At 42.2% G+C, this 17,645-nt stretch carries 15 protein-coding genes; 8 read left to right on the top strand and 7 right to left on the bottom strand.

Translation table 11 applies throughout. The features are described from left to right. Positions 1–237: 237 nt before the first annotated feature. Genes V7K44_RS22035 through V7K44_RS22025 form a run of 3 tightly spaced genes read right to left on the bottom strand, consistent with a single transcriptional unit; the run spans position 238 to position 1,884 of the window. Positions 238–606: a tautomerase family protein gene (locus V7K44_RS22035; RefSeq protein ID WP_334934333.1), complete on the bottom strand. Its 369-nt coding sequence runs from the start codon at positions 604–606 to the stop codon at positions 238–240. Between the two features lie 16 nt (positions 607–622). Then, a complete protein-coding gene (locus tag V7K44_RS22030) occupies positions 623–1,249 on the bottom strand; it encodes a hypothetical protein (protein WP_334934331.1) in 627 nt (208 codons plus the stop codon). Positions 1,250–1,251: 2 nt separating this feature from the next. Beyond that, entirely contained in the window at positions 1,252–1,884 is a 633-nt protein-coding gene (locus V7K44_RS22025; protein ID WP_194044647.1) for a ParA family protein, read from the bottom strand. 235 nt (positions 1,885–2,119) lie between these two features. On the opposite strand from V7K44_RS22025, the gene V7K44_RS22020 reads away from it, so the two are divergent. From V7K44_RS22020 to fxsT, 3 genes are all read left to right on the top strand, one after another. Next, positions 2,120–3,502: a cytochrome P450 gene (locus tag V7K44_RS22020; RefSeq protein WP_334934328.1), complete on the top strand. Its 1,383-nt coding sequence runs from the start codon at positions 2,120–2,122 to the stop codon at positions 3,500–3,502. A gap of 109 nt (positions 3,503–3,611) precedes the next feature. Next, a complete protein-coding gene (locus V7K44_RS22015) occupies positions 3,612–4,046 on the top strand; it encodes a hypothetical protein (protein WP_334934326.1) in 435 nt (144 codons plus the stop codon). Positions 4,047–4,106: 60 nt separating this feature from the next. Next, entirely contained in the window at positions 4,107–6,317 is a 2,211-nt protein-coding gene (gene fxsT / locus V7K44_RS22010) for an FxSxx-COOH system tetratricopeptide repeat protein (RefSeq protein WP_442940708.1), read from the top strand. Between the two features lie 222 nt (positions 6,318–6,539). Here fxsT and ccmS read toward each other — a convergent pair whose 3' ends face one another. Both ccmS and V7K44_RS22000 read right to left on the bottom strand, forming a co-directional pair. After that, positions 6,540–6,968 (bottom strand): beta-carboxysome assembly chaperone CcmS, encoded by a 429-nt coding sequence (ccmS, locus tag V7K44_RS22005; protein WP_334934324.1) that lies wholly within the window; start codon positions 6,966–6,968, stop codon positions 6,540–6,542. Between the two features lie 38 nt (positions 6,969–7,006). Next, positions 7,007–8,815, bottom strand: a complete 1,809-nt coding sequence (locus V7K44_RS22000) for an ABC transporter ATP-binding protein (protein WP_334934322.1) — start codon at positions 8,813–8,815, stop codon at positions 7,007–7,009. 222 nt (positions 8,816–9,037) lie between these two features. Here V7K44_RS22000 and V7K44_RS21995 point away from each other — a divergent pair, with 222 nt between their 5' ends. From V7K44_RS21995 to V7K44_RS21985, 3 genes are all read left to right on the top strand, one after another. Beyond that, entirely contained in the window at positions 9,038–9,886 is an 849-nt protein-coding gene (locus V7K44_RS21995) for a prohibitin family protein (protein ID WP_334704993.1), read from the top strand. Positions 9,887–10,295: 409 nt separating this feature from the next. Beyond that, positions 10,296–10,712, top strand: a complete 417-nt coding sequence (locus V7K44_RS21990) for a DUF1824 family protein (RefSeq protein ID WP_292774499.1) — start codon at positions 10,296–10,298, stop codon at positions 10,710–10,712. An 86-nt stretch (positions 10,713–10,798) separates the two neighbouring features. Continuing rightward, positions 10,799–12,727: an ABC-F family ATP-binding cassette domain-containing protein gene (locus tag V7K44_RS21985; RefSeq protein WP_334934319.1), complete on the top strand. Its 1,929-nt coding sequence runs from the start codon at positions 10,799–10,801 to the stop codon at positions 12,725–12,727. 178 nt (positions 12,728–12,905) lie between these two features. Here the strand turns inward: V7K44_RS21985 and V7K44_RS21980 are convergent, their stop codons facing one another. Continuing rightward, positions 12,906–13,190: a peptidase gene (locus V7K44_RS21980; RefSeq protein WP_334934317.1), complete on the bottom strand. Its 285-nt coding sequence runs from the start codon at positions 13,188–13,190 to the stop codon at positions 12,906–12,908. Positions 13,191–13,784: 594 nt separating this feature from the next. Here V7K44_RS21980 and V7K44_RS21975 point away from each other — a divergent pair. Continuing rightward, positions 13,785–14,279, top strand: a complete 495-nt coding sequence (locus V7K44_RS21975) for a DUF4363 domain-containing protein (protein WP_334934315.1) — start codon at positions 13,785–13,787, stop codon at positions 14,277–14,279. 746 nt (positions 14,280–15,025) lie between these two features. On the opposite strand, the gene V7K44_RS21970 is transcribed toward V7K44_RS21975, so the two are convergent. Beyond that, positions 15,026–15,253 (bottom strand): hypothetical protein, encoded by a 228-nt coding sequence (locus V7K44_RS21970; RefSeq protein ID WP_334934313.1) that lies wholly within the window; start codon positions 15,251–15,253, stop codon positions 15,026–15,028. Positions 15,254–15,421: 168 nt separating this feature from the next. Between V7K44_RS21970 and V7K44_RS21965 the strand changes: the two genes are divergently transcribed. Next, the coding region (locus V7K44_RS21965; protein ID WP_334934311.1) for an NB-ARC domain-containing protein at positions 15,422–17,645 on the top strand (2,224 nt) is incomplete at its 3' end.

The following is a 17,645-nucleotide window of genomic DNA, read 5'->3' as shown; positions in this document are numbered from 1 at the left end:
TCTCAACACCATTGTGTTCAGTTTAACCATTGAGTTTTACCCACTTGACAAAACTCTAATTTTCTTAACTTGACACCAATGGCATCTTGCCCGCCTTTGACTATGGGCTATCGTGTCGCCCACTCCACAATAAATAGTTGTATATTTTTTTATTTGTCAGTCCCTTAGTATATTTATTTATCAAAGTTATTCTGATTTTCTAACTATTCTGACTCCTGAATTCTGACTCCTGAATTCTTAGTTTAATTCATCTCCTGTTGTTCCCCGGATACCCCAGTTGTGTTTTGGGGTTTCTGTAATCGTGATTTCTATATCTATAAGTGCAATTGCAACTTGTTCAGATAAACGGGAAAACAACAACCTAATTAGTTTCTTTTTCGTTTCAATAGTGCGTCCTTCAAACATACTAATCTCAATGATGATATATTTCTCTGAACGTCCTAAAGGGTAGATGAAATCATCGGGTTCTAGAGGAAAAAACCGATGGGTACGCTTATCTTGAGGATATGCTAAAGCTTCAACAACACAAGAATGAATTGTGTCAGAAATGGCACTGCGAGAATGACGGATAAATGAAGCAGTGCCATAGATTTTGATTTGTACCATTAACCTTTAACTGACTCTAGTCAAGTAACCACATCTCATTAGAACTATCGGGATACTCATTTGGTTGATTTTGAGGTTGAGCTTGAGCAAGTGTTTCCGATGAACGATGTGATTTTTTGTAGTTAAGCGGATTGTAGTGGTCTTTTACTGGTTTGATCGCGCTAGTTTCTTTGACAACAAGTTTAGATTTCTCTTCTGCTTTTTGTTCTGCTTCTTTTTTGAAAGAATTAATTTCTTCTATAAGCAGGGAATTTGCTTCTGCAAGTTGCAGTGCTGTTTTTTTTGTTTCATCAAGTTCTTTTGCTAGCTGTTCTAGTAATGATTTTTGTTCTGATACAAAGGTTTTTTGTTTAGATAATTTTGATTGCAAATCAGTAATTTCTTGTCCAAGAGATGCTTCTTTTTTGTGGCTTGTTTCTAGATTATTTGTCAATTCTTTGACAGTTGCTTCTAAATCAGCTTTAGTAGGACTGCGCTTAGTAGAAGTTAGCTCAAGTGGTTGTCCTAACGATTCCTCATCAGATTCAGCCTGTTCTTCGACAATTTTTTCTGCTGTAACTTCGATCGCAGATTCACCTTCTGGGGGTGTAAATTTTTGCGCCTCTTCTTGTAGTAAGTCAGAGAGACTTTGTTTCCTAGCCATTATTATTTTCTCCAATCACGCTGTAATTCATCAGCTGCACGGCGGTAGTCTAATTCCGCCTCCCGTGCGTTTCCTCCTCGCCATTGAGTAATCGCTACACCTTCGAGTGCTGCTCGTTCATGAGCTTTATAGGCACGGATGAAGGTATTACAAGTAGGAATACCTAAGCGAGTCAGAGTGTTTTTTGCTTCTTGTGCTTCCCCCAAACTGCGGGTATCGACTTTGGTGAGCAATACCCGATGGGGGGTTCCCACAGGGATGACGGCTTCCTTGACTGTTTCCACGAGGATTGCTAAATCCATTGCAGATGGGGGTGTCGGCAAAACTAGATAATCTGCGATCGCAACTACCGCCACTAATGCTTCAGAGCGCAGGGCGGGAGGTGTATCCACCACTACTAAATCGTAACCTGTTATCTTTGCTAAATCACTTAAAAGTGCGGGATCTGTTTCTTGAGATAAATCAAATCCCATTCCCTGCTGACTGCGCCCAAACCACCAACTGGCAGAACCTTGAATATCTGCATCAATCAGCAGCACCTTTTTTTTCTTCGCAAAGTTTGCAGCCAGATTGACTGCGGTAGTCGTTTTACCGACTCCTCCTTTACCGTTGAGAATAGCGATGATTTTTGGCACTGCTTACTTCCGATGCTGCCTCTTGAGTGCTGAGTTAGGAGTGCTGAGTGCTGAGTTAGGAGAGACGTGATTAATCGCGTCTATACAAGAGTTATTATTATCCTCTTTGTCTTCTTTTCAGTTTTCAGTTTCCAGTCTCTAGTCCCCAATCATGAATATACCGCTTTCTGTAACCCCAAATAACATGAAAACTCGTAACAATAAAATTCAGAAGCCATCAACTCCACAAAATTCTATGACAACTACTTACAATTTGCCTGATGGGCCTCAAATGCCGCGCTGGCTGAGGATGATCAAGTTTATTACTCAGCCAGTGAAATATGTGGATGATTTTGCCCAAATCTACGGTGACACTTTCACAATCAAGAGTAGTAGCTCTGATAATCATCTAGTGTATTTTAGTCAACCCCAAGCGCTTGAGCAGATTTTTACTGCTGATTCCAGGCATTTTGAGGTTGGCAGGGGGAACATAGGATTAAAATTTTTACTTGGCGATCGCTCCTTCATGTTAGCGGATGGCGATCGCCACCAGCGCCAACGGCAATTACTAGCTCCTCCCTTTCATGGCGAAAGGATGCGGGCTTACGGTGAGGAAATTCGGGAAATAACTCGACAAGTGAGTAATCAATGGCAAACTGGCAAACCTTTTAAGATCCGTGAGTCGATGCAAGAAATTACCTTGCGTGTTATTCTGCGGGTTGTATTTGGTTTGAATGATGGACAGCTATTTGAGGAACTGAGGCGATCGCTAAGTGACTTACTAGACTTCATCACTTCGCCTGTAATGTCCAGCGCCTTCTTCTTTCAGTTCATGCAAAAAGATTTCGGTGCGTGGAGTCCTTGGGGTTGGGTTCTGCAACAACGGCAAAAAATCGATCGACTAATTTATGCTTTGCTTCGAGAACGTCGGGCTGAATCTGAACAAAATCGCCAAGATATCCTGAGTTTGATGATGGCGGCTCGTTATGACGATGGTCAAGGGATGTCAGATGAAGAATTACACGACGAGTTAATGACGTTGCTAGTTGCAGGACATGAAACTACCGCTTCGGCATTAACATGGGCTTTTTACTGGATTGACCGTTTACCAGAGGTGCGTGAGAAGTTGTTACAGGAACTCAACACCATTGGAGTTAACGCTGATTTGAGTAGTGTAGCTAAATTGCCCTATTTAACAGCAGTTTACCAAGAGACATTGCGACTTTACCCAATTGTCATGACAGCTTTCCCCCGGATTGTGAAAACCCCAATTACAATTATGGGCTACGAACTGCGAGAGGGAATGGTAATAGTCCCTAGTATTTATTTAGCGCATCATCGGGAAGAAGTCTACCCACAATCCAAGCAGTTCAAACCAGAACGCTTTTTAGGAAGACAATATTCACCTTATGAATATTTACCCTTTGGTGGCGGTAATCGTCGCTGTATTGGAATGGCATTTGCCCAGTATGAAATGAAAATTGTCTTGGCAACTGTTTTGTCAGAATTTCAAGTTTCGCTAGTGAATAAACGTCCCGTGCGTCCTGTGCGCCGTGGGTTAACTTTAGCTGCACCCGCCGGAATGAGGATGGTTGCAACACCTCAAGTTAAGCGTGCAAATACACCAGCGTTAGTTTAAATAAGTAGGGTGGGATTAAACTGCCCACCCTACTATGGGGTAATAATGTGGCAATCAGACTAGGCTAAAATAGCTTTCAGTGGAATTTCGGTTGTTATTCATAATAATTATGGAACCTGTAACACTAACGGCTGTAGCAACTGCGATCGCTACTATAGTTTTAACTAAAGCTTTAGAAAAAACTGGCGAAAAGCTTGGGGAAGCAGGGTTAGAAGCAAGCGGTAAATTAATCGCACAGCTACGTAATAAAAATAAGTTGCCCTTATTAGCACAGGCGACACCAGAAAATACACAGCAGCCGTTAGATTATGGTAAAGCGGTACTGGAGTTGAAAGCCGCAGCAGACAAAGATACCGAAATTGCTCAATCAGTGCGGGACGTGGAAGCAGCAGTAAACACCGATCCTCAAGTAGCGTCAAAAGTCAAAGCTTTAGCAAATGGGCTTAACTCACAACCAGCAACTATCATCAATTCTACAAAGTTAGCTGAGTCTATTAAAAACGTCTTTCAAGGAAATATTTTCACTGGTACTAATATATTCTGACTGCCTTCGCCTGGAGGAGAACAGGTAAAGTCAAATCTCGCTACCGAAATACCGCAAAATTTGCCCTTAAGTGGGGTGATGGAGTTTGTTGGACGTGAAGTGGAATTGCAAAATCTCCACCAAATTTTGCAGGAAAATAAACAGGTGGCGATAGCTGCTGTTGCTGGGATGGGTGGAGTTGGTAAAACAGAACTTGCCCTACAATATGCCAGGAATCACCGCGAAACTTACAAAGGTGGAATTTGCTGGTTGCTGGCAAAATCTGGTGATGTGGGCATTCAAGTTGTGCAGTTTGCCAGAACTCATCTTGATTTAAAGCTACCAGAAGGTTTAGATGTCCTCACACAAGTGCAATACTGCTGGCGGCATTGGCGTGAGGGCGATGTGCTGCTAGTGTTAGACGATGTTGGGGAATATCAGCAGGTTAAGCCTTACTTACCCTCGTCATCTTCCCGGTTTAAAGTGTTGATTACCACGCGCCAATACTTGGGAGCATCTATTAAGGAATTATCTCTGGATGTATTGCAACCAGAAGCAGCTTTGGAGTTATTAAAGTCATTTTTTAAAGAAACACCACAGCGAATTGAGCAAGAATTAGCTGTTGCAAATCAGTTGTGTGAGTGGTTGGGATATTTGCCTTTGGGTTTGGAATTAGTGGGGCGATATCTCAAGCGCAAAGTAGACCTTTCTTTAACAGAAATGTTGCGACGGTTGGAGAAAAAGCGACTAGAACAACCCGCCTTGGATAAACCAGAAGGCGACATGACAGCACAACGGGGTGTGTTAGCAGCCTTTGAGTTGAGTTGGCAGGAATTAAACGACGATGATAAGCAGTTGGGCTGTTTATTGAGTTTATTTGCCGCCGCGCCTATAGCTTGGGATTTGGTAAAACAGTGTTTACCAGAGGAAGACGAGGAAGAGTTAGAGGAAATTCGGGATGAGAAATTATTGAATTTGCATCTACTCCAGCGCAAAGATGAGGGAGTTTACCAATTGCATCCACTGTTGCGCGAGTTTTTCCAATATAAGCTTACAGGTTTAGAACAGGCAGAGGAATTAAAGCGATCGCTTTGCCGGGTAATGGTAGCAGTTGCTCAAGATATTCCTGAAAATCCCACACTTCAGCAAATCATCTATGTCACCCCTGCAATACCACATCTTGCTGAAGTAGCAAATCATCTCACTCAATACCTCAGCAATGATGGTTTACATTGGTCTTTTGTTGGTAGCGCTTTGTTTTACAATGGTCAGGGATTGTATGAAAAAGCAGTACCTTGGTTAGAGCAGTGTCTAGAAATCACTAAACAACGCTTGAGTGAAGAACATCCAGATGTCGCTGCTAGCCTCAACAACCTCGCGGAACTCTACCGTTCCCAAGGCAGATACAGTGAAGCTGAACCTCTGCACATCCAAGCTTTGGCACTATGGCGCAAGCTGCTGGGAGAAGAACACCCAAATGTCGCCACTAGCCTCAACAACCTAGCGTTACTCTATCAATCCCAAGGCAAATATAGTGAAGCTGAACCCTTGCACATCCAAGCTTTGACATTATTGCGCAAGCTGCTAGGAGAAGAACACCCAGATGTCGCCACTAGCCTCAATACCCTAGCGTTACTCTATGCATCCCAAGGCAAATACAGCAAAGCCGAACCTCTGTACATCCAAGCTTTGACACTCAGATGCAAGCTGCTGGGAGAGGAACACCCATCTGTCGCTACTACTCTCAATAACCTAGCTAACCTCTACTATTTCCAAGGTAGATACAGTGAAGCCGAACTCCTGTACATCAAAACTTTAGCACTCACGCGTCAACTGCTGGGTGAAGAACATCCAAATGTCGCTACTAGCCTCAACAACCTAGCGTCACTCTACCAATCCCAAGATAGATACAGTGAAGCCGAACCCCTTTTTATCCAAACTTTGGCACTATGGCGCAAACAGCTGGGAGAGAAACACCCAGATGTTGCCACTAGCCTCAACAACCTAGCGTTACTTTACCAATCCCAAGGTAAATATAGCGAAGCTGAACCCCTTTTTATCCAAGCTTTGGCACTCAAGCGCAAGTTGCTGGGAGAAGAACACCCAGATGTTGCCACTAGTCTCAACAACCTAGCGTATCTCTACAACTTCCAAGGCAAATACAGCAAAGCTGAACCCCTGTACATCCAAGCTTTAGATATTTTGGAGCGACAGTTAAGGGTGAATCATCCCAATACTCTTACTTGTCGTAAAAATTTAGCAGATTTGCGCGATCGCCTCTCTTCACAATAGCAAAATTCAACTTCCCAACCTCATCAATCAAGCTTTTATCTCCAAGTTTCCTGTTCTGAACTCGAAGTTTCATGTTTTAAACAAGAACATTTCTGTTCTAAACGAGAATGTTCTGGTTCTGAGGTGGAATGATGGTGTTATGAGGGCGATCGTTCTTGTTCAGAGTGTAAAATGAGGTGCGGTCTACCAAATATTACTAAACTACCGCGCAATATATGCAAGTTAAAAAACAATCTCCTCGCTCATCCTCTCTTCCAGCACATCCAACAATTCATCCACATCCTTCCCAACTTCCTCAAAACAAATCGGTGGTGCTGGTTCCGGTGCAAACTGAATTAACTTAATTTCCCCCTTCCCAATCCCAATCATCACAACTTCCACTTCCGGCTTGTGATTCTCAACAATTCCCAAAATTTCCTGAAGCCGATTATCAACTTTATTATTTAAATTCTCTATCTGCTCTTTCGGACAATAAACAAAATGCGGCGTAGGTTGCAAATCAATCCCAACAGTACCCTGACTGTCACCATTTGCTAACCACAATCCCCAAAAAAGCGCCGCCAATTCTTGCTGATTTGCTTTGACAAACTTATCCAACTGGTGACGCCACTTAGTATCACCTGATTCTGGTTGACTATTACCAAAAAACATAAATAATTCGTAATGAAGACACAGACAATAGGCGAAACTTATCTCAAACCTGACTGTACACGCCAGAGGCCGGAATAAATCCCGTCTTTCTCCAGCAATTGCTCGTGGGTTCCCGATTCTACTAATTTCCCATGTTCCATGACATAAATGCAATCGGCATTGCGGATAGTGGAAAGACGATGAGCGATCGCAATTGTAGTTCTATCTACTGTAATCCGTTCTAGCGATCGCTGGATTGCCGCTTCTGTCTCATTATCCACCGCCGAGGTAGCTTCATCTAAAATCAGAATGGGCGGATTCTTTAAGACTGCACGAGCGATCGCAATCCGTTGTCTTTGTCCACCAGATAACTTTTGTCCTCTTTCCCCGACAATTGTCTCATAACCTTCGGGCAATTCAATAATAAATTCGTGCGCCTCGGCTATCTTCGCCGCCGTGATGATTTCTTGCTCTGTAGTCTCAAAGCTACCATAAGCAATATTCTCCGCTACAGTGCCATGAAATAGAAACACATCCTGACTCACCAAGCCAATACAACGGCGTAAATCTTGCAAATTCAAACTTTGCAAATCAATGCCATCAATAGCAATGCTTCCAGCTTGCACTTCGTATAACCGCAACAAAAGTTTGACTAAAGTGCTTTTACCAGAACCAGTAGAACCGACAATTGCAATGGTTTTCCCCGCCGGAATATCCAAAGACAGATTTTTAATCACTGGAAATCTATCTTTATAGGCAAAATAAACATTCTTAAATTGCACTTCCCCGCGCACTTCATTCACAGGTAACGCCACATCACCTGTATGAATAGCGATAGGAGTATCCAATAAATTCATGACTCGATTAGTAGAAGCCATTGCCCTTTGATATTGGTCAAAAGTTTCCCCTAATCTAGTTAAAGGCCACAGCAATCGTTGAATTAAAAACACTAATACGCTGTAAGTACCTACAGACATTGCTCCAGAAACAGCTGCCATCCCGCCATATAAAAGTAATGCTGTAAAACCTACCAAAATCAGCATCCGAATTAACGGCACAAAAGCAGCAGAAAGAGTAATTGCCTTCCTATTACTGCGGCGATAAGCATCACTATCTAATTCCAAACGATAGGCTTCATAAGCTTCAGATGTGAAGCTTTTAATAGTAGTGATTCCGCTGATATTGTTTGACAACCGCGAATTGAGAAAACCTACTTTTTCGCGGACATCAGCGTAGCGAGGCGCAAGCAGACGTTGGTAAGCAAAAGAACCCCAGAGGATAAATGGCATTGGTGACAAAGCCATCCAGGCTACACTAGGAGCCAGGATAAAGAAAGCAGCGCCAATAATTAGAACCGTTGCAGAAACTTGGATGATATCATTTGCGCCCCCATCCAAAAACCGCTCTAATTGGTTAATATCATCACTGAGGATAGACATTAAACCGCCAGTGCTGCGTTCTTCAAAATAAGCCAATTCCAACTCTTGCAAATGTTTGTATGCATCCAAACGCAAGTCATGCTGAATATTTTGAGCCAAATTCCGCCAAAGTCGAGCGTAGGCGTACTCAAAAACCGATTCTAGTATCCAAATGACCACAGTCAGGAAGGAAATAATCAAAAATTGTTGAAAGACATCCCGCACCCCTAACTGTGCAATTATGGAATCCTGTTGCTTAACTACCACATCCACCGCCACGCCAATTAAGCCGGGTGGTGCTAAGTCGAAAAATTTATTGAGGGTAGAATAAGTAGTCGCCAGCCAAATTTGTTTACGATACTGGTGTCCATACTCCAGCAAACGCTGAAGAGGATGCGTTGAATGTTTACGCTTTCTTGATGCCCGATGAGATTTTAATGCAGTAGCCACGGCTTTTTGCGATTTCGTGTCACTGATATTACCACGGAACAAAGTCTTGAGTCCTAAGTCCTGAGTCTGAAGATTGATTCAGACAGACTAGTGAGAAACTAGTAACTGAGTTTATTCAAGGAGTGGGGAGCAGGGGAGCAGGGGAGCAGGGGGAGCAGGGGGAGAGTAACAAATAACAAATGACCAATGACAAATGACTAACTAAATATTGGAGAGAGGAATTTGAAAAATCAGCAATTTGGTAATTGGCAAACCACAGTTTTGGGAATTGTGTTAGCAATACTAGTGATTATTGGGCTAAATTCCTTTATCATTATTAACCCAGGACAAGCAGGAGTAATCAGCATCTTGGGTAAAGCCAGAGATGGCGCTTTATTGGAAGGTATTCACGTGAAACCGCCTTTTATCACTGTGATAGATGTGTATGATTTGACGGTGCAAAAATTTGAAGTACCAGCGGAGAGTTCTACCAAAGATTTGCAAAATTTATCTGCGAGATTTGCAATTAACTTTCGCCTCGATCCGATAAAGGTGGTTGAAGTTAGAAGAAAACAAGGAACCTTAGAGAATATTGTCTCAAAAATCATTGCCCCTCAGACACAAGAAGCATTTAAAATTGCCGCAGCTAGAAGAACAGTAGAAGAAGCGATTACCAAACGAAGTGAATTGAAAGAAGACTTCGATCAAGCGTTAGGCGATCGCTTAGACAAATATGGGATAATTGTATTAGATACTAGCGTAGTTGATTTAGCATTCTCACCAGAATTTGCCAGAGCAGTTGAAGAAAAGCAAATTGCTGAACAACGGGCGCAAAGAGCCGTTTACGTAGCACGAGAAGCTGAACAAGAAGCACAAGCAGACATTAATCGCGCCAAAGGTAGGGCAGAAGCTCAAAGACTCTTAGCAGAGACACTCAAAGCCCAAGGAGGACAGTTGGTTCTGCAAAAAGAAGCAATTGAAGCTTGGAAGACTGGCGGCGCTCAGATGCCCAAAGTCCTGGTTATGGGTAATGACTCAAAAAATGGCGTACCCTTTATATTCAACCTTGGGAATGTCCAAAATCAACCGTAAAAGGGAAGTGGGCATGAGATAACAAGGTCTAAGATTATGGAATTTGCTCTGACCTCAGACAAATTTTACAATACATTGGACTATTCCCAATTCAAAACCTAAAATCCAAAATGGTATATAGCGCTTCTCGTTTTGATGCAATACAGTTTGACCTCTCTCCTTTTAGGAGAGAGGCTTTGAATCTTACTCCCCTTCCCTTGTAGGGAAGGGGCTGGGGGTTAGGTCTGTATTCCATGCAATTGAGAACCCCTATAAGTTGGGCTAGTACAGGTTGGTGTAAATAAACCTACTATTTCATTACAGCCAGAAAGCCCGAAATTAAAGCATGAGTTACTTTTGACTTCCGCCTTGCGGTACTAGTCCCAACTAAAACACCACAGAAAAACTAACCAGATAATAGTCGAAGTTTATGTCAACCCCCAATCCTCAAAATCTCACCGCCGAAGAAGCGAAAAAATTACTGAACAAATTCAACTGTCTAGACATTGCTCCTATCCTCAACTCATCAGAAAAAGTAGTAATTCGTAATGCCTTAATTTTGCTCACCAAGCTTACTGATTACCAAATACTAGGAATTTGTGCTGATACGGCAGAAGAAGGAATATTGGCAATGAAAACCTATTCTTTGGCTTTGGGTTATGAACCGCCAAACAATTTACTTACACCCGAAGGGCCAGTTTATATCAAATTAAATGGCAAAAACGGCTTGTGTTACCTTGATTCCTATGATGGACATCATCGTGGTGTATTAGTATCTTGCCAGTCTTATGACGAAGATGGAATCAACGAAATGTATGGACACCTTCCCTTGGACTTATTTGTATAGAGTTTTGCGAATGTAGGTAAGGTATTTGCTTTACCTACTCACTAATGAAAAATAATTAATGAAAAATAATTAATGACTTCAATCTTATGAGTATTATTACACTACAATCAGTCAAAAAAGACTTTGGTATCAAGGAAATTTTAAAAGATGCGAGCTTTAGCCTTGATGCTACCGATAAAGTTGGATTAATTGGTACTAATGGTTCTGGGAAATCAACCATATTAAAAATGATCGCCGGGTTAGAATCCATTGATAGCGGTCAAATTTTAATTAACTCCGGTTCTAGAATTATCTACTTACCCCAGCAGCCAGATTTAGATGAAAATCACACAGTTTTAGAGCAAGTTTTCGCCGACAGTGGCGAACACATGGCTTTAGTACGCGAGTATGAAGAACTTTCTGATAAATTGGTTCACTATCCAGATGATAGTCAACTGATATCTCGCCTTTCTGTGGTGATGCAACGGATGGATACGAGTGGTGCTTGGGAACTAGAAACAAATGCCAAAATCATTCTGACAAAATTAGGAATTTCTGATTTTGATGCCAAGATAAGTACTTTATCTGGAGGCTATCGCAAGCGCATTGCTTTAGCATCAGCTTTGCTATCAGAACCAGATGCTTTGCTCATGGATGAGCCAACAAACCATCTCGATGCTCTTTCTGTAGAATGGTTACAAAGTTATTTAAATCGCTATCGCGGCGCATTGTTTTTGATTACCCACGATCGCTACTTTCTAGATCGCGTTACCAACCGGATTGTGGAAATCGACCGAGGCGACATTTACACTTATACAGGTAACTACTCATATTACCTCGAAAAGAAGGCTTTAGCTGAAGAATCTGCCATCAGTACTCAACGTAAACATCAAGGCTTATTGCGCCGCGAGTTAGAATGGCTCAAAAAAGGGCCGAAAGCCAGAAGTACTAAGCAAAAAGCTAGAATTGACCGCGCTCACGCTCTGCGGGATACTGAATTTAAACAAGTTCAGGGTAAAGTTGATATTTCGACAGTTGGTCGTCGCATTGGGAAAAAAGTTATTGAATTAGATAACGTTTCTAAGGCATACAATGGACGCACTCTGATTAATAATTTCACCTACGAATTTAGTCCAGAAGACCGCATCGGCATTATTGGCGCTAACGGTGCTGGTAAATCCACTTTAATGGATATCATTACTGGACGGGTTAAGCCAGATTCCGGGATTGCAGAAATTGGGACTACAATTCACATCGGTTATTTTGACCAACATTCTGAAGAATTGCTCACAGCATTGAATGAAAGTCAGCGCGTGATTGACTACATCAAAGAAGAAGGTGAATTTATCAAAATTACCGATGGAACTCAAATTACTGCTTCGCAAATGTTGGAGCGGTTTTTGTTTCCTGGTAATCAACAATATGCCCCCATTAGTAAACTTTCGGGTGGTGAAAAACGCCGTTTATTTCTGTTGCGGGTTTTGATGGGTGCGCCTAATGTCTTAATTTTAGATGAACCGACAAACGATTTAGATGTTCAGACCTTGGCAGTATTAGAAGATTATTTAGAAGATTTTGCCGGGTGTGTAATTGTAGTTTCTCACGATCGCTACTTTCTCGATCGCACCATCGACACAGTATTTTCCTTTGAGGAAGGCGGTAATCTGCGGCAATATCCAGGTAATTACTCGATTTATCTGGACTACAAGAAGGCTGAAGAGGCACAGCTACAGGCTGCGAACGCTAAGGAGAAACCCAAAAATGTTGAAACCCAAAATGGTGCGGCTTCACCCAAGGATGGAGAGAATACTAAGCGGCGGAGATTATCCAATTGGGAAAAGAAAGAATTTCAGCAGTTGGAAGGTAAAATTGCCGAGTTAGAGGCTGAGAAGGCGGAAACCGAGAAAACACTAGGGAATGTCTCACCGGGGAATTATAGTGAAGTGCAGAAATTGTACGATCGTGTAGAAAAGCTCAAGCACGCGATCGATGTGGCGACTGAACGCTGGTTAGAATTGGCTGAAATGGAGTCTTAAAATTACTAGCTAGTAAGTCACGGCGTAAATAAACCACTCATTCAAAATCAATGAAATGCTTACACTGCATTTATTTTTAATTCCGCTTTGCGGTACTAGTGGGGTGGCAGGGTAAGCTCATCTAATTTGGTATGATATGAACTTGACAAATTAAAGAAGATACAGAATTGGTATTAGTTTAATTATTAGGGTTTTGCCGAGTTTTTTTACCAAATAAACCAGACATATTTAATCCTGTCACCAACAATCCCAGAAGTCCTAATCCATTCAAAATTGGGTAGATTCCTTGCAGATGAAAGATTTCGCCTGTATGGATACTTAAGAGGAAGCTAGCTGGAACTCCTATACTCACAGACCACTCGCGGACAAAGGTTGTTAATATCCCAGTCAGCACGGTTAACAGAAGTGGCACAGATAGAATGATGCCAAGGATACGATGATACTTACGAAATGAACGTTTCATGGTATTTTTCCTGTCAGTAGAAACTTTTTCCCAATACAATGTAGGCTCAATATCACCTGAAATGCAAATGAGATGAGAAAAATCGAGTCTTGTCAGACAAGACTCGAAGTCAGTAATTAGTTTGAGGAGTTTTGATAGACTCTGTTCTTAGAGGATGTTTAAAAAGTGGTTGGCTGTGATTTTAGGCACTAACTGATCCCCCCTAGCCCCCCTTAAAAAGGGGGGAACCGGAATCAAAGTCCCCCTTTTTAAGGGGGATTTAGGGGGATCTACAACCTTTTGTTACCGAGAAGAAAACTTTTCAAACAACCTCTTAAGGTGAAGCACAGCAAGTAAAAAACTCGGAAAGAGAAGATATTGGTTCTTTCCGAGTTTTTTACTTTGATAGCATTAATATTTGAATAACAAAAATATTACCTAATATTTTTGTTCCTAGTCAGCGTAAAATATGAACGCTAGTACAAGTTGGCGGAAACAAACCTACTATTTCATTACCGCTATAAAGCCCAAAATTAAAGCATGAGTGACTTTTGAATTTTGATTTCCGCCTTGCGGTACTAATCTACACAAACGAGTTTTGATGAGGAGTTGAGAATGAATCGTTTTAATCCAGTACTGATAGTTGCTGCAATCAGCCTAATGACTTTGGTTGGATGCAATAAGGCTGACGAACCTACTGCACAGACGCCACCTGCTGGGAGTTCTATCTCTGATACAGCAGCCACTCCTGCTGCGACAACCACCCCTGGTGCAGCAGCTACTCCTGCTGCAACAACCACCCCTGGTGCAGCAGTTACTCCCGCTAAAACAACCGAATTTCAAGGTCTACAAGGTGTTGTTACCAATACTAAGGCCGCTGTTGAGGCGGGGAATTTTACCAAAGCTAAAGGGGAATTTGATAAATTTGAGGATTCCTGGTCAAAGGTTGAGGATGGAGTCAAAGCTAAATCTCCCACTACCTACAAAGAAATTGAAGATAAAGCCGATGAGATTAAGGCAGGACTGAAAGCCTCTGCACCAAATAAACCGAAATTGTCAACAGCTTTAGGGGTTCTTAACAAGGATGTCACTAGTGTTGCCAAGCCTTAAGAGTCAAATACATAGACTGAGTATTTGTTGGCAAGTGTGCTAGTAGTACGTCAAGTTGAAATTGATGGATAAGCAAGTTTGTAGTAAGGATTTTAGTCCTGATTATTTTAAGCACTAAAGTGCTTACTACAAACCTTCAAGATTAACTTAGACACTGTGCCAAACTGAAAAAGCATCAGTTTTCTAACACTACTAAACTCAATGGTGAAGCGATTTTTGCTGTGGCAGGTGTTGTGTCAGGAGATAATGCCAGGGGAGACAAAATCAATCGAAATCCTATTTTAGGCGATCGCACTTCCACAACACGCTACTATCTCTGATAAACTGCGTAGTTTAGCACCGTAGGCATCGCCTCTGCTTAACGAGTCGCGGAAGTCCCCACCTTCAATGTACTCATCTCTGTGGGGATTGTGAGCAGTTCGACAAGCTCACTGACCACGGGGGATAAGGATTACATCTGGAATTGATTTTTTACACAGTAAAAACAAATTTTGGATGTATGACGAATCCCCAAAATTTTCTGGTAAGATATACACTGTCTTGACCATCAATGCCGCAAGCGAAAACCAAGCTAATAGGTAAATGTTGCAAGAGAAAAATTTGGGTCTTGGGAACCAGGACTCCTGCCCTTGGAGGGAATGTCAGACCAAAAAAACTACGGAGTAATTGATGGCTATTCCCGATGAATTGGGAAGCTCAGACTTCAGCCCTAGGCAAGTCTGAGTAGTTCACCACACCCTACCACTTCATTTTTTACTTTTGAGCTTTGGAGAATCGTTTTCCTCTTTTTTATCCTGCAAGCTGCGAATTTTAACCAGCACTGGAATATATTGTTGAATCATCCAAATCAACGCCTCAATGGATGAGTTACCTTGGTCAATCTGGCTTTTAGCTTGTAAACCAATCAAGAATAGTTGCATTGCCAGCAACAAAGCAATGGTTTTACTGAGAATATTTTGACGCTTGCTTTGCATTTGTTTGTACCCCAAAGAGTTGATAGATATAGGTTCTCTTTGGGGTTGTGTCCCTAAGCAAATACCCCAAGGTTGCTGAAAATGCCTTAGAATCTGGATTACATGAGTTTGGGGTGGTAGTTTCAATCTGGGGTAGCCCCAAACTTCTTACTCAATTTTTTGGATGTAATGCCACGAACTACCTATGGGCCTGAGATTCAAAAGCGAGTCAAGCGTCTGCTGGAGGCGTTGCTTTGTTTTGTTGATGGGGAATTTGAGGAGAGTAACTTTAAAATTGAGTCAGACTGGAAAGACGAAGACAGCGCTAACCCTAAGCTGACTGTGCAGACTACGTTAGTCGCATTGGAGTTGCTGACGCAAAAAGACAAATATCCTGGCAAGTTAACTAAAGCGCAAATTCGAGAAGCGCTGAATTTGCTGAAGGATTTTTTGGAAATTCTGGAAGATAACCGTCTCCAAACTCAAGGTTCTGATGAGTGGCGCTTTACTTTAAAGCTATGGTCAAAGGATAGAGAGAAGAACCTGAAAGGGTTTGATGAAGCATGGGAAAAGAAAAGACCAAAGAAATCGAAATTAAATAACCCCTCTCCAAACCTCTCCCCCACAGGGAGAGAGGCTTTGAATGTTCCCCCTTACCTTGTAGGGAAGGGGGTTAGGGGGTTAGGTCACATACAAATATTTCAAGCGCCACCTTTACCTGCACACTTTGTAGAACGCCCAGAGTACAGCGATGATTTAAAGACTCGTCTTTTAAATGGTTCATCGTCTGATAGTCGCACTTTAGTAATTACTGCGATTCATGGTTTGGGTTCGGTGGGCAAATCTACTTTAGCTGCGGCTTTAGCCCATAATGCAGAAATACAATCTCGTTTTTGTGATGGCATTCTTTGGGCAACATTAGGTCAACAACCCAATGTGCTGTCTTTACTTAGTGGCTGGGTGCAAGCATTAGGAGACTATAGCTTTAAGCCTACAAGTGTTGAAGCAACTTCCTTGCATTTGCGGACTCTGCTTTATGACAAAGCTGTGTTGCTGGTGGTGGATGATGCTTGGAATACCAAAGATGCACAAGCATTTAATTTTGGTGGTGCGCGTTGTCAAGTTTTAGTAACTACTCGTGAAGGTCATATTGCCGATGCCTTAGCAGCCAGCACCTACAGTCTGGATATAATGAAACCAGACCAGGCAATGGAATTGCTGACTAAGAAATTAAGACGCGAGATTACAGGCACAGAACGTCACTCAGCAGAAAACTTAGCCAAAGGCGTTGGTTATCTTCCCCTAGCATTGGAACTTGCAGCCGCCGAAGTTGCCTGTGGTACGACTTGGAATGAACTGTTGGCGGATATTCAGCAAGAAGTTGCCAGATTAACAAGTTTTGACCGACCGGAAGCCGAAGAAATTACTGATGAGGCTAGTTTAAAACGCCTGAGTTTAACCGCATCATTAAATTTGAGTGTCAAGAGAATGCCACCAGAAAAGCAGCAGCATTTCTCTTGGTTAGGGGTGTTGCCGGAGGATGTCAACATTAATAAGATGATGGCGGCAACGCTGTGGCAGATGGATAAGCGTGATGCTGCCAAGATGTTGCAATATTTACGGAATAAAGCATTGCTATTAACAGGAGTACCGCTTGCTGATGGTATGCCTACCTATCGCTTACATGACTTATTCCACGATTTAGCTTGTAATTTGTTAACTGCTCTCTCTGAGCCAAAGCGCCCAGGAGATTTGGCTGGGTTGGGTTTAAACCTTGCTGATGTTCACGCTGCTTTTTTAAAAAAGTATCGGCAGAAAACCCAGAATGGTTTATGGCATACTTTACTCGATGATGGTTACATTCATCAGTATTTAGTTTGGCATTTGCAAAAGGCTGGACAGTTAGAAGAGATTCACCAGTTATTGCGGGAAGAGTCTGCAACTGGAAACAATGGCTGGTATGAAGTGCGGGAGAAATTGGCACAAACTGGCGGTTACATCACAGATATTTCTCGTGCCTGGGAACTAGCAGAAGCGAATCGGACTGAATCAACACTAAGCTTGCAGTGTCGTTATGCTTTGATTACTGCATCGATGAATAGTTTGGCAGCTAATCTACTAGCAGATTTGCTGGTAGCGTTGGTCAAAAACAAGATGTGGACTCCCGAACAAGGACTAGTTTATGCCCTGCAAAACCCAAAGCCACAGGAAAAAGTCAACTCGCTGACAGAACTAGTCAATTATTTAACACCAAATCTTCAAGAATTAGCACTGCAAAAAGCTCTTGCTGCTGCCAGGGCGATTCAGCATGAGTTTTTTCGTGCCAATGCCTTGAGTGCCTTAGCTGACAAACTGCCACCAGAGTTGTTGCCAGAAGCCCTTGCTGCTGCCAGGGCAATACAGTCTGAGTTAC

The sequence above is a fragment of the Nostoc sp. genome (assembly GCF_036917235.1).
GTDB lineage: Bacteria > Cyanobacteriota > Cyanobacteriia > Cyanobacteriales > Nostocaceae > Nostoc.
This window is presented reverse-complemented; position numbering and strand designations above follow the sequence as displayed.